Source organism: Variovorax paradoxus (assembly GCF_022009635.1).
In the GTDB taxonomy this organism is placed as follows: Bacteria; Pseudomonadota; Gammaproteobacteria; order Burkholderiales; family Burkholderiaceae_C; genus Variovorax.
Map to the genome: position 1 here is coordinate 4,166,478 of NZ_CP091716.1, position 14,675 is coordinate 4,181,152.

11 protein-coding genes are annotated in these 14,675 nt (G+C 65.9%); 3 read left to right on the plus strand and 8 right to left on the minus strand.

The genetic code is table 11. The features are described 5' to 3' along the window. The 8 genes from L3V85_RS19330 to L3V85_RS19365 form a co-directional block, all read right to left on the minus strand. The gene (locus L3V85_RS19330) at nucleotides 1–771 is read right to left on the minus strand and encodes an ABC transporter ATP-binding protein (protein ID WP_237674355.1); all 771 of its coding nucleotides are present in this window, start codon (nucleotides 769–771) and stop codon (nucleotides 1–3) included. Next, nucleotides 768–2,096, minus strand: coding sequence for a branched-chain amino acid ABC transporter permease (locus L3V85_RS19335; protein ID WP_237674356.1), 1,329 nt, complete (start codon nucleotides 2,094–2,096; stop codon nucleotides 768–770). Before L3V85_RS19335 ends, L3V85_RS19330 begins: the two co-directional genes overlap by 4 nt. 4 nt (nucleotides 2,097–2,100) lie before the next feature. Next, nucleotides 2,101–3,054: a branched-chain amino acid ABC transporter permease gene (locus L3V85_RS19340; protein WP_237674357.1), complete on the minus strand. Its 954-nt coding sequence runs from the start codon at nucleotides 3,052–3,054 to the stop codon at nucleotides 2,101–2,103. Nucleotides 3,055–3,134: 80 nt separating this feature from the next. Then, nucleotides 3,135–4,367 (minus strand): branched-chain amino acid ABC transporter substrate-binding protein, encoded by a 1,233-nt coding sequence (locus L3V85_RS19345; RefSeq protein WP_237674358.1) that lies wholly within the window; start codon nucleotides 4,365–4,367, stop codon nucleotides 3,135–3,137. Nucleotides 4,368–4,585: 218 nt separating this feature from the next. Then, a complete protein-coding gene (locus tag L3V85_RS19350; protein WP_237674359.1) occupies nucleotides 4,586–5,815 on the minus strand; it encodes a branched-chain amino acid ABC transporter substrate-binding protein in 1,230 nt (409 codons plus the stop codon). A gap of 142 nt (nucleotides 5,816–5,957) precedes the next feature. Further along, nucleotides 5,958–7,601: a 3-(methylthio)propionyl-CoA ligase gene (locus L3V85_RS19355; RefSeq protein WP_237674360.1), complete on the minus strand. Its 1,644-nt coding sequence runs from the start codon at nucleotides 7,599–7,601 to the stop codon at nucleotides 5,958–5,960. Between the two features lie 114 nt (nucleotides 7,602–7,715). Next, entirely contained in the window at nucleotides 7,716–9,602 is a 1,887-nt protein-coding gene (locus L3V85_RS19360; protein ID WP_237674361.1) for a CocE/NonD family hydrolase, read from the minus strand. A gap of 46 nt (nucleotides 9,603–9,648) precedes the next feature. Beyond that, nucleotides 9,649–11,481 (minus strand): carboxylesterase/lipase family protein, encoded by a 1,833-nt coding sequence (locus L3V85_RS19365; RefSeq protein WP_237674362.1) that lies wholly within the window; start codon nucleotides 11,479–11,481, stop codon nucleotides 9,649–9,651. Nucleotides 11,482–11,630: 149 nt separating this feature from the next. Here L3V85_RS19365 and L3V85_RS19370 point away from each other — a divergent pair, with 149 nt between their 5' ends. The 3 genes from L3V85_RS19370 to msrB are packed head-to-tail and all read left to right on the plus strand — an operon-like array spanning nucleotide 11,631 to nucleotide 14,665. Then, entirely contained in the window at nucleotides 11,631–12,710 is a 1,080-nt protein-coding gene (locus tag L3V85_RS19370) for an AraC family transcriptional regulator (protein ID WP_237680604.1), read from the plus strand. A gap of 60 nt (nucleotides 12,711–12,770) precedes the next feature. Further along, a complete protein-coding gene (locus L3V85_RS19375; RefSeq protein WP_237674363.1) occupies nucleotides 12,771–14,252 on the plus strand; it encodes a protein adenylyltransferase SelO in 1,482 nt (493 codons plus the stop codon). Beyond that, nucleotides 14,249–14,665, plus strand: coding sequence for a peptide-methionine (R)-S-oxide reductase MsrB (gene msrB, locus L3V85_RS19380; RefSeq protein WP_237674364.1), 417 nt, complete (start codon nucleotides 14,249–14,251; stop codon nucleotides 14,663–14,665). The genes L3V85_RS19375 and msrB overlap by 4 nt, the downstream gene beginning before the upstream one ends. Nucleotides 14,666–14,675: the final 10 nt, after the last annotated feature.

Here is a 14,675-nt window from a genome sequence, read left to right on the forward strand (position 1 = left end):
TCAATGTCCCGCCCCTTGTGCGTCGGCAACGGAAGAGCCCAGGTAGGCCTCCTGCACGCGCGCATTCGCGCGAACGGCGGCCGGCGTGTCGAAGGCGATCACTTCGCCATACACCACCACCGCGATCTTGTCGGCCAGGCCGAAGACCACGCCCATGTCGTGCTCCACCGTCAGCAGCGTCTTGCCGACCGTGACGTGCTTGATGAGCGAGATGAAATGCGAAGTCTCCGTCTTGCTCATGCCGGCCGTGGGTTCGTCCAGCAGGATCACGCTGGCGCCGCCCGCGATGGTCACGCCGATTTCCAGCGCGCGCTGCTCGGCATAGGTGAGGTTCACCGCATGCACGTCGCGCTTCTTCTCCAGCCCGATCTGGCGGATGAGCTCTTCGGTGCGCTCGTTGGCGTCGTCCAGGTTCGACAGAAAGCGCAGGAAGGTGTACTTGTAGCCCAGGCTCCAGAGCACGCCGCAGCGCAGGTTCTCGAACACGCTGAGCTTCGGGAAGATGTTGGTGATCTGGAAGCTGCGCGACAGGCCCATGCGGTTGATCTCGTACGGCTTCATGCCGTCGATGCGCTGGCCGTTGAGCAGCACTTCGCCGCTGGTGGGCGTGAGCCGCCCGCTGATCAGGTTGAACAGCGTGGACTTGCCCGCGCCATTCGGCCCGATGATGGCGATGCGCTCGCCGGCGTTCACCGCCAGGTCGACCCCGCGGATGATGTCGGTCTTGCCGAAGCTCTTGCGCAGGCCCTTGAGTTCGAGTGAATAGGTCATGCCGTCTCCCGCCGCTTGATCTCGGCTTCGATTTCTTCCTGCGCCTGGCCCCAGGCCTTCGCGAATCGCCTGCGGAACACCTCGAAGATGCCCAGGCCCACAGCCAGCAGCGCCACGGCGACGATCCAGCTCGTGGCCGACGAGGTGTCCAGCTGAAGGCCCGCGAACGGCACCAGCGGGCCGAGCGCCGCGTTCAGCTGCATGTGATAGATCATCTCGACGATGGCCGCCGCGCCCGCGAGCATCACGCCCGCGCCGATGAACAGGCCCACGTACAGCAGGTAGAAGCGCTTGATCTTGCCGAACAGCGCCACGCGCACGTTCATCATGATCAGGCTGGCCACGCCGCCGGGCGCGAACATCACCATCAGCAGGAACACCAGGCCCACGTACAGCAACCAGGCCTTGCTCAGCTCCGACAGCAGCACCAGCGCGAACACCAGCAGCGCCGCGCCGATGATCGGCCCGAAGAAGAAGGTGGCGCCGCCCAGGAAGGTGAACAGCAGGTAGCTGCCCGAGCGCAGCCCGTTCAGGCTGTCGGCCGCGTTCACGATCTCGAAGTTGATGGCCGCCAGCCCGCCGCCGATGCCCGCGAAGAAGCCCGCGATGATGAAGGCGAAGTAGCGCACGCGCTGGGTGTTGTAGCCGATGAACTCCACGCGCTCCGGGTTGTCTCGCACCGCGTTCAGCATGCGGCCGAGCGGCGTGCCGGTGAAGGCGAACATCAGCCCGGTGCAGATGAAGCAGTACACGGCGATCAGGTAATACACCTGGTTCTGCGGCCCGAAGTTGATGCCGAAGAACGAGGCGCCGTACACGCGGTTGGTGGTGATGCCGCCCTCGCCGCCGAAGAAGCTCGGGAACATCAGCGCCATCGCGGCCACCAGCTCGCCCAGGCCCAGCGTGATCATCGCGAAGGTGGTGCCCGACTTCTTGGTCGACACGTAGCCGAACACCATGGCGAAGAACATGCCGCCCAAGCCGCCCACGAGCGGAATCAGCACCAGCGGGATCGGCAGCTTGCCGGCGCTGGCGAAGTTCATGGCATGGATGGCGATGAACGAGCCCAGGCCCACGTACACCGCGTGCCCGAAACTGAGCATGCCGCCCTGCCCCAGCAGGATGTTGTAGCTCAGGCAGATGATGATCAGGTAGCCGATCTGCGACAGCATGGTCAGGGCCAGGCTGCTGGTGAAGATCATCGGCGCCACGATCAGCAGCAGCGCGAAGAACGACCAGATGAGAATGCGGCCGATGTTCAGCGGCTTGAACCGGTAGTAGCGCACCGGTGTGGAGGTCGAAGCGGTTGTCGTTGCAGTATTCATGGCGTCAGTCCTCCCGGGTTCCGAGAAGACCCTTGGGCCTGAAGATGAGGATCAGCACCAGGAACAGGTACGGAAGAATGGGCGCGACCTGCGAGATGGTGAGCTTGAGCAGCTCGTAGCCGAAGGTCTGGTCGGTCACCGCCACGCCCAGCGCCTGCAGGCCGGTCGCGAGCGACTGGTCCATGGCCACGGCGAAGGTCTGCACGATGCCGATGATGAGCGAGGCCAGGAACGCGCCCGCCAGCGAGCCCATGCCGCCGACCACCACCACCACGAAGATGATGGAGCCGACCGAGCCCGCCATCGCCGGCTCGGTGACGTAGGTGTTGCCGCCGACCACGCCCGCCAGCCCCGCCAGCGCGGCGCCGCCGCCGAACACCAGCATGAACACGCGCGGCACGTTGTGGCCCAGCGCCTCGACCATGTCGGGGTGCTTCAGCGCCGCCTGGATGACCAGCCCGATGCGGGTGCGCGTGAGCAGCAGCCACACCGATACCAGCATCAGCACCGCCACCAGCATGATGAACGAGCGCGACTTGGGGAACTGCGTGCCGTAGAGCGAGAACAGCGGGCCCTGCAGTGCCGTCGGCAGGCCGTACGGCACCGTCGAGCGGCCCCACACCAGCTGCACGATTTCGAGAATGAGGTACGAAAGGCCGAAGGTCACCAGCAGCTCGGGCACGTGGCCGAACTTGTGGACGCGGCGCAGGCAGTAGCGCTCGAAGGCCGCGCCCAGCGCAAAGACCAGCAGCGGCGCGATGACGAGCGCCGGCCAGAAGCCCAGGATGCCCGAGATCGTGAAGGCGAAGTACGCGCCCAGCATGTAGAAACTGGCGTGCGCGAAATTGAGCACACCCATCATGCTGAAGATCAGCGTGAGGCCGGAGCTCAGCATGAACAACAGCAAGCCGTAGCTCACGCCGTTGAGCAGCGAGATGACGAAGAATTCGACGTTCATCGGTCTTTCGTGTCAGGTGAAAAAAGAAAAAGGCCCGAGTGTTGAAGTCGGGCCTCGACCGCGTTGGCGCGTTCCCGAAATCAGGAGGGACGCTTCATCTGGCAGCTGGTGGGCGTGCTGGCCACGTAGGCGTCGTAGTACTTCACGGGTGCCAACGTGTAGCCGGTGTTCTCCGGGCTGTAGGGGTACTTGGCGCTGGCCTTCTCCCACTTGGCGATGTACAGGCCTTGCTGCAGCTGGTGGTCGGTCTTGCGCAGTTCGACGTCACCGTTGAAGCTCTTGAACTTCATGCCTTCCATGGCGGCCGCCACCTTGACGGGGTCGGTCGACTTGGTCTTCACGAAGGCTTCGGTCAACGCCTGGAACACGGTGTAGACGTCGGTGGTGTAGAGGTCGTCGTTGAACTTCTTCTTGAAGTCCTCGGCGTACTTCTGCATGTCGCCGCCCATGTTGTAGTGGGCGTAGCCGACCTGGTAGACCTTGCCGTCGGACGCCGCGCCCATGGCGGTCGGCGTGCCGGTGGTCACGGCGTAGTAGGTGTAGAACTTGACATTGAGGCCCGAGTCGTTCGCGGCCTTGATGAGCAGCGCGAGGTCGGAGCCCCAGTTGCCGGTGATGACGGTGTCGGCACCCGAAGCCTTGATCTTCGCGATGTACGGCGCGAAGTCGCGCACCTGCGCGAGCGGGTGCAGGTCGTCGCCGACGATCTGGATGTCGGGGCGCTTGTGCTTCAGGTCTTCCTTGGCGTACTTGGAGACCTGCTGGCCGTGCGCGTAGTTCTGGCCGATGATGTAGACCTTCTTGATGTCCGGCTGGTCCTTCATGTAGGTGGTCAGCGCTTCCATCTTCATCGACGTGTCGGCGTCGAAGCGGTACTGCCAGTAGCTGCACTTGGCATTGGTCAGCTCGGGGTCGACCGCGGCGTAGTTCAGGTACAGCGCTTCCTTGCCGGGATTGCGCGCGTTGTTCTTCTCGAGCGCATCGATGATGGCCAGCGCCGGGCCGGAGCCGTTGCCCTGCACGATGTATCGCGCGCCCTGGTCGAGGGCCGAGCGCAGCGCGCTGGTGGTCTCTTGCGGGCTGAGCTTGTTGTCGATGCCGATGATCTCGAACTTCACGCCGGCGGCGTTCTTCTTGTTGAACTCTTCGGCGAAGAACTGGAACGTCTTGAGCTGGTTCGTTCCGACCGCGGCCATGAGGCCCGACAGCGGATCGAGCCATGCGATCTTGACGGTTTCACCCTTCTGGGCGAGGGCACCGGTAGCGGTGGCCGCAATGACGGCTGCGGCAGCGATTTTCAGAGCGAACTTCAATCTATATCTCCTGGTCAAACCGAATCAGAACCGAATCAAAACGCTGTACGAGCGTACAAGCGATTGCAGCCCCTCCCCTCAGGGAATGCCCGTAAGAGGGGGCTGGCAAAGTGCCGTTTCTATCGCGCATGCGACAGCGCGGCATCCCGAATTGCTACCCGCGGGTAGACCGCTGCTACCGGCGGGTAGGAAAAGGCGCGAAGCTTTGCCGCGGCGCCTCAGGGGCGCTTCATCTGGCAAGTGGTGGGCGTGCTCGCCACGTACGACTCGTAGTACTTCACGGGCACGTTCGTGTAGCCGGTGTTCTCGGCGTCGTAGGGGTACTTGGCGCTGGCCTTTTCCCAGCGCGAGATGTACAGGCCCTGCTGCAACTGGTGGTCGGACTTGCGCATCTCGACCTCGCCGTTGAAGCTCTTGATCTTCATGCCTTCCAGGGCGGCGGCCACCTTGACCGGATCGGTCGACTTGGTCTTGGCGAAGGCGGCGTCGAGCAGCGCGAACACGTGGTAGATCGAGGCCTGCGTCAGGTCGTCGTTCATGCGCTTCTTGTAGCCGTTGAGCAGCTGCTGGATCTCGCCGCCCATGTTGTAGTGGGCGTAGGCCACGGTGTAGACCTTGCCGTCCGAAGTGGCCCCCATGGCCGTGGGGGTACCGGCGCCGGGCGCGTAGTAGGTCAGGAACTTGACGTTCAGGCCCGAGTCGTTCGCGGCCTTGATGAGCAGCGACAGGTCGGAGCCCCAATTGCCGGTGATGACCGTGTCGGCACCCGAGGCCTTGATCTTGGCGATGTACGGGGAGAAGTCGCGCACCTGCGCCAGCGGGTGCAGGTCCTCGCCCACGATCTGGATGTCGGGGCGCTTGACCTTCAGGTCTTCCTTGGCGTACTTGGCCACCTGCACGCCGTGCGCGTAGTTCTGGCCGAGCAGGTAGACCTTCTTGATGTCGGCCTGGTCCTTCATCCAGGTGGTCAGCGCCTCCATCTTCATTGAGGTGTCGGCGTCGACCCGGAAGTGCCAGTAGCTGCACTTGCTGTTGGTCAGGTCGGGGTCGACCGCCGCGTAGTTCATGTAGAGCAACTCCTTGCCGGGGTTGCGCGAGTTGTTCTTCTCGATGGCATCGATGATGGCCAGCGCCGGGCCGGAGCCGTTGCCCTGCATGATGTAGCGGGCGCCCTGGTCCTGCGCGGAGCGCAGCGCGGCGGTGGTTTCCTGCGGGCTGAGCTTGTTGTCGATGCCGATGACTTCGAACTTCACACCCGACTGGTTCTTCTTGTTGAACTCCTCGGCAAGGAATTGCGTGGTCTTGAGCTGGTTGGTGCCGACCGCGGCCATGAGGCCGGACAGCGGGTCGAGCCAGGCGATCTTGACGGTCTCGCCCTTTTGCGCGAATGCGGCGGTAAAGCTCACCAACATAGCGCAGGCAGCTACTGACTTGATAGCAAATTGCATGAGGAGTCTCCAGTTTTGATAGGCGGAATCGCAGCGTACAAGCGCCCTTTTTTTCGCCGCACAGGGATTGCCCGGAAGGAAAGCCGCCGGGGCGGCTTTCCTATCGCGTGCGCGACAGTGCGGCAGGGCTTTGCCTGTGGTTTCAGAGTGTCGGAAGCTTGTAGTCCTTGAGCAGTTCGCGAAGACGGGTCTTCAGGATCTTTCCGGTGGCGCCCAGCGGAATGGCCTCGACGAACACCACGTCGTCGGGGATCTGCCACTTGGCGGTCTTGCCTTCGTAGAACTTCAGCAGTTCCTCGCGGGTGACTTCGGCGCCGGGCTTCTTCACCACGGCGATGATCGGGCGCTCGTCCCACTTGGGGTGGAACACGCCGATGCAGGCGGCCATGGCCACCGCCGGGTGCGCGACCGCGATGTTCTCGATGTCGATGGAGCTGATCCACTCGCCGCCGGACTTGATCACGTCCTTGCTGCGGTCGGTGATCTGCAGGTAGCCGTCGGCGTCGATGGTGGCGACGTCGCCGGTCGGGAACCAGCCGCGGCCCTGCGCGTCGGCGATGAGCGGGTCGCCGCCCTCGCCCTTGAAGTATTCCTTCACCACCCACGGGCCCTTGACCAGCAGGTCGCCGTAGGCCTTGCCGTCCCATGGCAGCTCGTTGCCGTCGCCGTCGACGATCTTCATGTCGACGCCGAAGATCGCGCGGCCCTGCTTCATGCGGATCTGCAGTTGCGCATCGGCCGGCAGCGACAGGTGCTTGTTCTTGAGCGTGCAGAGCGTGCCCAGCGGGCTCATCTCGGTCATGCCCCAGGCGTGCAGCACCTCGACGTTGTACTTCTCCTGGAACGCCGTGATCATGGCCGGCGGGCAGGCCGAGCCGCCGATGACGGTGCGGTTCAGCTTGCTGAACTTCAGGCCGTTGGTCTGCATGTGGCCCAGCATCATCTGCCACACGGTGGGCACGCCGGCCGCGAAGGTCACGCCCTCGGATTCGATCAGCTCGTACACCGACTTGCCGTCGAGCGACGGGCCCGGAAACACCAGCTTGCAGCCTACCAGCGCGGCCGAGTACGGAATGCCCCAGGCGTTGACGTGGAACATCGGCACCACCGGCAACACCGAGTCTTGCGCGGAGATGCGCATGACGTCGGGCAATGCGGCGGCGTAGGCATGCAGCATCGTCGAGCGATGGCTGTAGAGCGCGGCCTTCGGGTTGCCCGTGGTGCCGCTCGTGTAGCACATGCTCGAGGCCGAGTTCTCGTCGAAGGTGGGCCAGTCGTAGTCGGTGGATTGCTGGCCCAGCCAGGTTTCATAGCTCACGAGATTGGGCACGCCGCTGTCGGCCGGCAGCTTGTCGGCGTCGCACAGCGCCACCCACTTGCGGATCATCGGGCAGCGCGCATGCACCGCCTGCACCAGCGGCAGGAAGCTCAGGTCGAAGCACAGGATCTGGTCTTCGGCATGGTTGGCGATCCACGCGATCTGGTCGGGGTGCAGGCGCGGGTTGATGGTGTGCAGCACGCGGCCGCTGCCGCTCACGCCGTAGTACAGCTCCAGGTGGCGGTAGCCGTTCCAGGCCAGCGTGGCGACGCGGTCGCTGAACAGCAATTGCTCGCCGTCCAGCGCATTGGCCACCTGCCGGGCACGCGATGCGATACCGCCCCACGTCGTGCGGTGAATATCGCCCTCGACCCGGCGCGAGACGATCTCGCCGTCGCCGTTGTGGCGCTCGGCGAACTCGATCAGCGACGAGATCAAAAGCGGTTGGTCTTGCATCAAACCCAGCATCTACGGACTCCTATGTGAAATGACTTCATGAAAACTTGCGCACGAGAGATTCACGCAAGCTTCGGCCACTTGCACAATGACACAAACCCGCACTGCACGATTGAACGGAGCGGCTCAAGTGGGGTCCTTGGGCGCCGCCGGCCCCACGCCCGCGGGCACCGCGCCGATCGCCGGGCGGCACGGCTGGCGGATCGTCCGGTCGCAGCTGGGCAGATCCTTCGCATGGGCATACGGCGTGTAGCCCAGGACGATGCTCGACGGACGCGTCGCGTCGTGCCAGACCTTGTTGGTCGAGGGCGTCGGGTCGTTGCCGAACAGCCAGAACCCGGTCTGCGAAGGCGTGTCGATGGTCACTCGGATGCTCGAGCCGGCGCGGAACACATGCGCGAACTTCTGGATCTCGACGCGCACCGAATTGGGTTGTCCGGCCAGCAGCGGTGCATCGGTGTCGCGGGCAAAGTCGCCAAAGGGACGCAGCACCGTGGAGCGCGCGCTGTCCAGCGAGCGCTTGGAGGCCCGCAGCCAGCCGCGCTGCACGAACATTTCCTTGCCGTCGGGCCGCACTTCGGACACCGTGACCTGCAGGTCCGTGTTGCCGTTCGCCGCGGTCGCCTCGATGAACAGGTCGGCCGAGCCTTCGCCGTAGAAGCTCAGGTCTTCGGGCAGCGCCGCGGTGGTGAAGGTGAGTTGCCCGTCGGTGTCGGCCACGGCCTGCCAGCCTTCGGCCGCGGGGTTGTTCACCACCGGGCTCTTCACCGGGTAGTCGTAGCTGGACGCCGCGCTGCCCGCTGAAGGCGCCGCGCTGCCCAGCACCCCACCCTGCTGCAGGTAAAGGCGCATCGGCTTGACCTTGACCGGCAGGCGGTCGAACTCGGCCACCGCCATCTGCTTCAGCTTGGCCGCGCCGTTGACGGCCTTCTGGTCGGTCTGCTGCATCTCCTGCAGCAGGCGCACATGCGGTTCCTTCTCGAAGCCGTTGTTCTCGCCCTTCACGAAATGCGCGAGAAAGCGCTTCAGCGTGCCGTCGATGTAGTCGGAGGTCACGTTGGTGTGGTGGTCGCCGTTGGCGCTGATGAGCCACATCTTCTCGGGCGCCATGGTGTCTTCGTAGTAGCCGGAGCGCGGGCCGATCTGCTCGTCCTGCCACGACTGCGTGCCCAGCGCGGGGATGTCGATCTTGGCGGTCTCCAGCGCCGCGCTGCGCTTGACGTACAGGCCGTCGGCGTAGGGGTTCTCGAGCCACTTGGTCAGGTCGAGGTCGGGGCGCTTGATCTTCTCGATGTTGTCGGCCACGGTCTTGGCGCACTCGGTGTCGCCGTCGAGCTTGGCCGCGAGGTCGGCCGCCTTCTTCCAGGTCGTCGGGAAGCCGCCCCACCACTGCGACGGAAAGCCGATGTTCTTGATGCCGCCGGGGTAGCCCACGTCGCGGTACGGGTCGCCCACGTTCTTGCTGGGCGTGATCGCCAGCAGGCCCTTGGGCCGGTGCGCCGCCACCCACAGCTGGTTGTAGCCCGAGTACGAGTAGCCGACCATGCCGATCTTTCCGTTCGACCACGGCTGCTTGCCGGCCCATTCGATCGCGAAGGCCCCGGCCGCGCCGGTGCTGGCGTCGAAGACCTGGTCTTCACCGGTCGAGCAGCCGGTGCCCGGCACGTTCAGGCCCATGACGGCATAGCCCTCGGATAGCCAGAGCTGGCCGATGTTCGGGGCAGAGCCCGAAGAGTAGCCGTCGTACTCCACCAGCAGCGGGAAGCTGCCGGTGGCACTGGGCAGCAGCAGCGAGTAGCGCATCTTGTTGCCGTCGGGCAGCGTGATGTAGCCCCACTTGCGGACCGGGCCGGCATCGGGCGTGCTCGGCGGCGGCGCGGGCGTTTCGGCCGCCTGTGGGAAGAACACGAACCCGCTGCCGGACGAGCCGCCGCCGCATGCGGCAATGCCTGCCGCGGTGGCCAGCAGCGATGCCGCGAGGCGCCATCGGCGGGAAGGTTTCAAAGCGATCATCCTCTTGTCTCCGTTATCGTTTTTGGTTGATTGATTGGCTTGCCGGTCAGGGCGCGGCCGTGATGCTGGTGGCGGTGAGCGTCGCGTCCAGCAGCAGGCTCGACGGCCAGGGCGCCCAGGTCACGCCGAGCTCGGGGGTGTTCGGATCGCCCTTGCGCATGAAGGCGCCCACGCTCGCCATGACGGCGTTCGACAGCGCAAGGCGCCCCTTCTCGTTGGCCTTGCCGCCGATCACGTTCGACAGCACCGACGGGCCGAAATTGCCGAACACGAAAGGCAGGTCGAAGGCGTGCGCCGCGCCATACACGTCACCCCAGGGCGCGGCTTCGCGGGCCCAGTCGAGGCGGTAGTGCCAGATGTTGGACTGGCGCGTCTTCAGCGTGTCGAGCAGGTTGTCGCGGTTGGCCTCGAACATGCCCTTGGTGATGAGCGCGGTGGCCGCGTTGTAGCCCGTGCCCAGCTTGTCTACCGGGAGGTAGAACGGATCGATGATGTCTTCCACCTTGAGCGTGGGTGCCGCATCGGGGTCGAAGTTGAACATCATCGAGAAGCGCTGGGGGTCCTTGACGATCCAGCCCGCCTTCGGGAAGCCGATCGAGCCGAGCTGCGAGGCGAAGAGCTTGCCCTCGTCGCGCGTGTTGCCCGCGAGCATCGGGACCTTCACGTACTTGTCGGCGGCGATGGCGCCGATGGGATCCACCGGGAGCACCGTGCCGTCCGGAATGGGCGCGACGGAGCCCTGCCCCGCCGCGACCGCCGTGGTCAGCATCTTGCCGCCATCCTGCGCGCGCAGGTAGTCGGCAATCTGCGTCGGCGTGCGTGTGGCGATGTAGGCCTTGGCGGCCGTCGTGTCGGCCGCGGTGCCGTCGGCCACCAGCAGCGCCGCCAGGATGGCCTCGCCCTGCGCCAGCGAAGCCGACGCCGGCGACAGCGAAGGCAGCGTGCCGGGCGGCAGGTTGCTCGCGAGCGAGATGCCGCCGCTCATTTCGAAGGCCTTGTGGAACAGGCCCTTGGCCATCGGCGAAGTCATGACCGACAGCAGGTTGGTGGCTCCGGCCGACTCGCCCGACAGCGTGACGTTGCCCGGGTCGCCGCCGAAGTTGCCCACGTTGTCGCGGATGAACCGCAACGCGGCCATGTTGTCGAGCAGCGCGAAGTTGCCCGAGTCGTCACCCGCCGTGCCGCCCGGACGCAACTGCGGCATGTTCAGGAAACCCAGGATGCCCAGGCGATAGCTGGCGGTGATGACCACCGCATTGGCGGTCTTGGCCAGCTTCGCGCCGTCGTACAGCGGGTCGGCCGTGTAACCCGAAATATTGCTGCCGCCATGAATGAACAGCAGCACGGGCAGATTCTTCTCGTCCGTCGCCGGGCGCCAGATGTTCACGAACAGGCAGTCCTCGCTGCCGAGGGGCTGGCCCAGCGTGGTGCCGATGGTGGCGTCATAGGTGTTGTTGGCGCCGGGCCCGAACATGCGGCCGGTCTGCAGGCAGGCGTTGCCGAATTTCTTGGCCGAGCGGATGCCGCTCCAGGCCTCGGGCGCCGCCGGCGCGCGCCAGCGCAGCGCGCCGACCGGCGGCTGGGCGAACGGCACGCCTTTCCAGAACCAGGTGCCGGAATTGGCGCTATCGTCCACGCCCTCGACCTTGCCGGCCGCGGTCAGGCGCACCATCGGGCCGTCGGCCGCGGGGGGAGCCGGCGCCGGTGCGGGAGGCGGCGCGGCGGGCAGCAAGGCGATGCCGGGGCCCGACGATCCGCCGCCGCAGGCCGAGAGGGCCGCGAGCGCCGCCGCCGCGGCAAATGCTGTGACCGCCCTGGTCACCACGGTCCTGTTTCCTGCCGCCAGCCCCTGGTCCTGCGCGGTTGTCTCTGTATTCATGTTTTGTCTCCACACCGGGTTAATCGGAATTCCTCGTGCGATGTCCGGCCCCCATACTTCCGGGCCACCGGGCACAAAAAAATTCTAGAAACCGGTGCCGTTTTCATCGCTATCGCAAGGACGCCAATCGAATGACTTCAGGAGCCGCCATGCCGCTGCGCCAGCGCGGCCTTCAGCGCCGTGCCATTGGCATGGCGAAGCCGGAACTGCGCACCAGTTCCGCCGCATGGCTAGAAGGCGTGCTCTCCATGTTCGAGGCCGAGGGGCTGGACGTGCCCTCGCTGCTGAACGAGGCCGGCTTCGACCCCGATTCGCTGCACAGGCAGAACGCACGCATCCCGGTCGACGAGATCACCGTGCTGTGGCAGTTCGCGGTGGCCCGCGCCGGCCGGCCCACGCTGGGCCTGCACCGCGACCTGGCCTCCACGCACAGCAAGCTGGGCACCGTGGGACATGCCATGGCCTGCAGCCCCGACCTCCAGGGCGCGCTCACGCGGGTGGCGCGCTACATGGCGGTGATCTCGGACGCGACCGCCTTCTCGCTGCAACCCGAAGCGCGCGGCTGCTGGATGGTCATGAAGCACACCGGCGGCAAGCTGCCGATTCCGCGCCAGCGCGTCGAGTACGCACTGCTGACCGTGCTGATGCAGTGCCAGTGGCTCGCGCGGCGCGAGCTGCAGCCGCTGGCCATGGAATTCGTCTACCCCGCGCCGCCCGACGCCCGGCTGCACCGCGAGGCCTTCGGCTGCGAGGTGCGCTTCAACGCCTCCGCCAACCGCCTGCTGCTGTCCGACGCCGACATGACAACGCCGCTGCCCACCTATCACCAGACGCTCGGGGAGATGCAGGAGCACCTGCTGGACGACCAGCTCACCCTGCTGGGCCAGACCACGACCAGCAGCCTGGTGTGCGCCGAAATCGCTCGCCGGCTTCCGCATGGCGAGCCGCGCCGGCAGGACGTGGCCTCGGACCTTGGGCTGGCCGAGCGCACGCTGCAGCGGCGGCTGCAGGAGGAGTCGGTGTCTTTCCAGGCCCTTCTCGACCGCACCCGCCGCGAGCTCGCGCAGGAGTATCTGGCCGAAGACCGCCATACGCTGACCGACGTGGCCGACATGCTGGGCTTCGTGGACACGAGCAACTTCTTCCGCGCCTGCAAGCGCTGGTTCGGCGTGCCGCCGGCGCAGTACCGGGCACGCATCTGGGACGGCCCGGCGGCCCTCGCGGCCTGAACGCCCAACCCCGATGGCCCCCGCGGCAAGGGGTTTCGCGCTCTGCCGGACAATCCGCGCATGAGCTTGCTTGCTGAAGACATCCCGGTCGCCGACCTGGGACTGCGCTGGAAACCCGGCTTTTCGAACCTGGGCCCCGCGTTTCTCACCGAACTGCGGCCGACGCCCCTGCCCGATCCCTACTGGGTGGGGCGCAGCGAGGCAGTCGCGCGCGAACTCGGACTGCCGCCCGCCTGGCATGAATCGGGCGACACGCTGGCCGCGCTGACGGGCAGCATGCCCATTGCCGGCACCCGGCCTTTCGCCACGGTCTACAGCGGCCACCAGTTCGGCGTGTGGGCCGGGCAGCTCGGCGACGGGCGCGCCATCATGATCGGCGAGACCGACGGCGGACTCGAGGTGCAGCTGAAAGGCGCGGGGCGCACGCCCTACTCGCGCGGCGGCGACGGCCGCGCGGTGCTGCGCTCCAGCATCCGCGAATTCCTCTGCAGCGAGGCCATGCACGGTCTGGGCATTCCGACCACGCGCGCCCTCTGCGTGACCGGCTCCGACGCCCGCGTGCGCCGCGAGGAACTCGAAAGCGCGGCGGTGGTGACCCGCGTGGCGCCCAGTTTCGTGCGCTTTGGCCACTTCGAACACTTTGCCGCCAACCAGCGCGAAGACGAACTGCGCGCGCTGGCCGACTACGTCATCGACCGCTGCTACCCGGCCTGCCGCAACACCGACCGCTTCAACGGCAACGCGTACGCCGCGTTCCTCGAAACCGTGAGCGAGCGCACCGCCGCCCTGCTCGCGCAATGGCAGGCCGTGGGCTTCTGCCACGGGGTGATGAACACCGACAACATGAGCATCCTGGGGCTCACCATCGACTACGGGCCGTTCCAGTTCCTCGACGGTTTCGATCCGCGCCACATCTGCAACCACAGCGACACCAGCGGGCGCTACGCGTTCAACCAGCAGCCCAACGTCGCTTACTGGAACCTGTTCTGCCTCGCGCAGGCGCTGCTGCCGCTGATCGGCGACCAGGAAATAGCGGTGGCCGCGCTGGAGTCGTACAAGAGCGTGTTTCCCCGGGAGTTCGAGGGCCGCATGCGCGCCAAACTGGGCCTGGCGGATGCGGCCGAGGGCGACCGCCCCCTCGTCGAAGGCGTGCTCAAGCTGCTGGCCGCGGGCAAGGTCGACTACACGATCTTCTGGCGCCGCCTGTCGAACTACATGGCCGACGGCAATGTCGAGCCGGTGCGCGACCTGTTCCTGGACCGCGCGGGCTTCGACGCCTGGCTGCTATCATTTTCAGAGCGCCATGCGGCGTCCGACCGGGCGCAGGCGGCCGGGCTGATGCTTCGGTCGAATCCCAAGTTCGTGCTGCGGAACCACCTCGGGCAGCAAGCCATCGAAGCAAGTCAGCAAAAAGACAACTCAGGTGTGGCAACCTTGCTGGCTCTGCTCGAGACCCCATTTGAAGAACATCCCGGTGCCGACGCTTATGCCGGCTTCCCGCCCGACTGGGCCTCCACGATCGAAATCAGCTGCTCATCATGACCGCTCCCGTACAGAAAACCGACGCCGAATGGAAAGCCCTGCTCGCTGAAAAAGGCGCCGAACCCGCCGCCTTCGAAGTGACGCGCCACGCCGCCACCGAACGCCCCTTCACCGGCAAGTACGAAGCCCACTGGGACGACGGCACCTACCACTGCGTGTGCTGCGGCGCCAAGCTGTTCGAGTCGTCGACCAAGTTCGACGCCGGCTGCGGCTGGCCCAGCTTCTCCGAGGAAGCGGTGCCCGGCGCCATCAGGAACATCATCGACCGATCGCACGGCATGGTCCGCACCGAGAACGTCTGCGCCAATTGCGGAGCCCACCTGGGCCATGTGTTCCCCGACGGCCCGACAGAGACCGGCCTGCGCTATTGCATGAACTCGGCTTCGCTCGATTTCCAGAAAAAGGCCGACTGAGCCGCTCCGA

What these genes read in the sequence shown, in the direction of transcription:
- L3V85_RS19330 (WP_237674355.1), bottom strand. Translation starts at nt 771, where the DNA reads ATGACCTATTCACTCGAACTCAAGGGCCTGCGCAAGAGCTTCGGCAAG.
- L3V85_RS19335 (WP_237674356.1), bottom strand. Translation starts at nt 2,096, where the DNA reads ATGAATACTGCAACGACAACCGCTTCGACCTCCACACCGGTGCGCTAC.
- L3V85_RS19340 (WP_237674357.1), bottom strand. Translation starts at nt 3,054, where the DNA reads ATGAACGTCGAATTCTTCGTCATCTCGCTGCTCAACGGCGTGAGCTAC.
- L3V85_RS19350 (WP_237674359.1), bottom strand. Translation starts at nt 5,815, where the DNA reads ATGCAATTTGCTATCAAGTCAGTAGCTGCCTGCGCTATGTTGGTGAGC.
- L3V85_RS19355 (WP_237674360.1), bottom strand. Translation starts at nt 7,601, where the DNA reads ATGCTGGGTTTGATGCAAGACCAACCGCTTTTGATCTCGTCGCTGATC.
- L3V85_RS19360 (WP_237674361.1), bottom strand. Translation starts at nt 9,602, where the DNA reads ATGATCGCTTTGAAACCTTCCCGCCGATGGCGCCTCGCGGCATCGCTG.
- L3V85_RS19365 (WP_237674362.1), bottom strand. Translation starts at nt 11,481, where the DNA reads ATGAATACAGAGACAACCGCGCAGGACCAGGGGCTGGCGGCAGGAAAC.
- L3V85_RS19370 (WP_237680604.1), top strand. Translation starts at nt 11,631, where the DNA reads ATGCCGCTGCGCCAGCGCGGCCTTCAGCGCCGTGCCATTGGCATGGCG.
- L3V85_RS19375 (WP_237674363.1), top strand. Translation starts at nt 12,771, where the DNA reads ATGAGCTTGCTTGCTGAAGACATCCCGGTCGCCGACCTGGGACTGCGC.
- msrB (WP_237674364.1), top strand. Translation starts at nt 14,249, where the DNA reads ATGACCGCTCCCGTACAGAAAACCGACGCCGAATGGAAAGCCCTGCTC.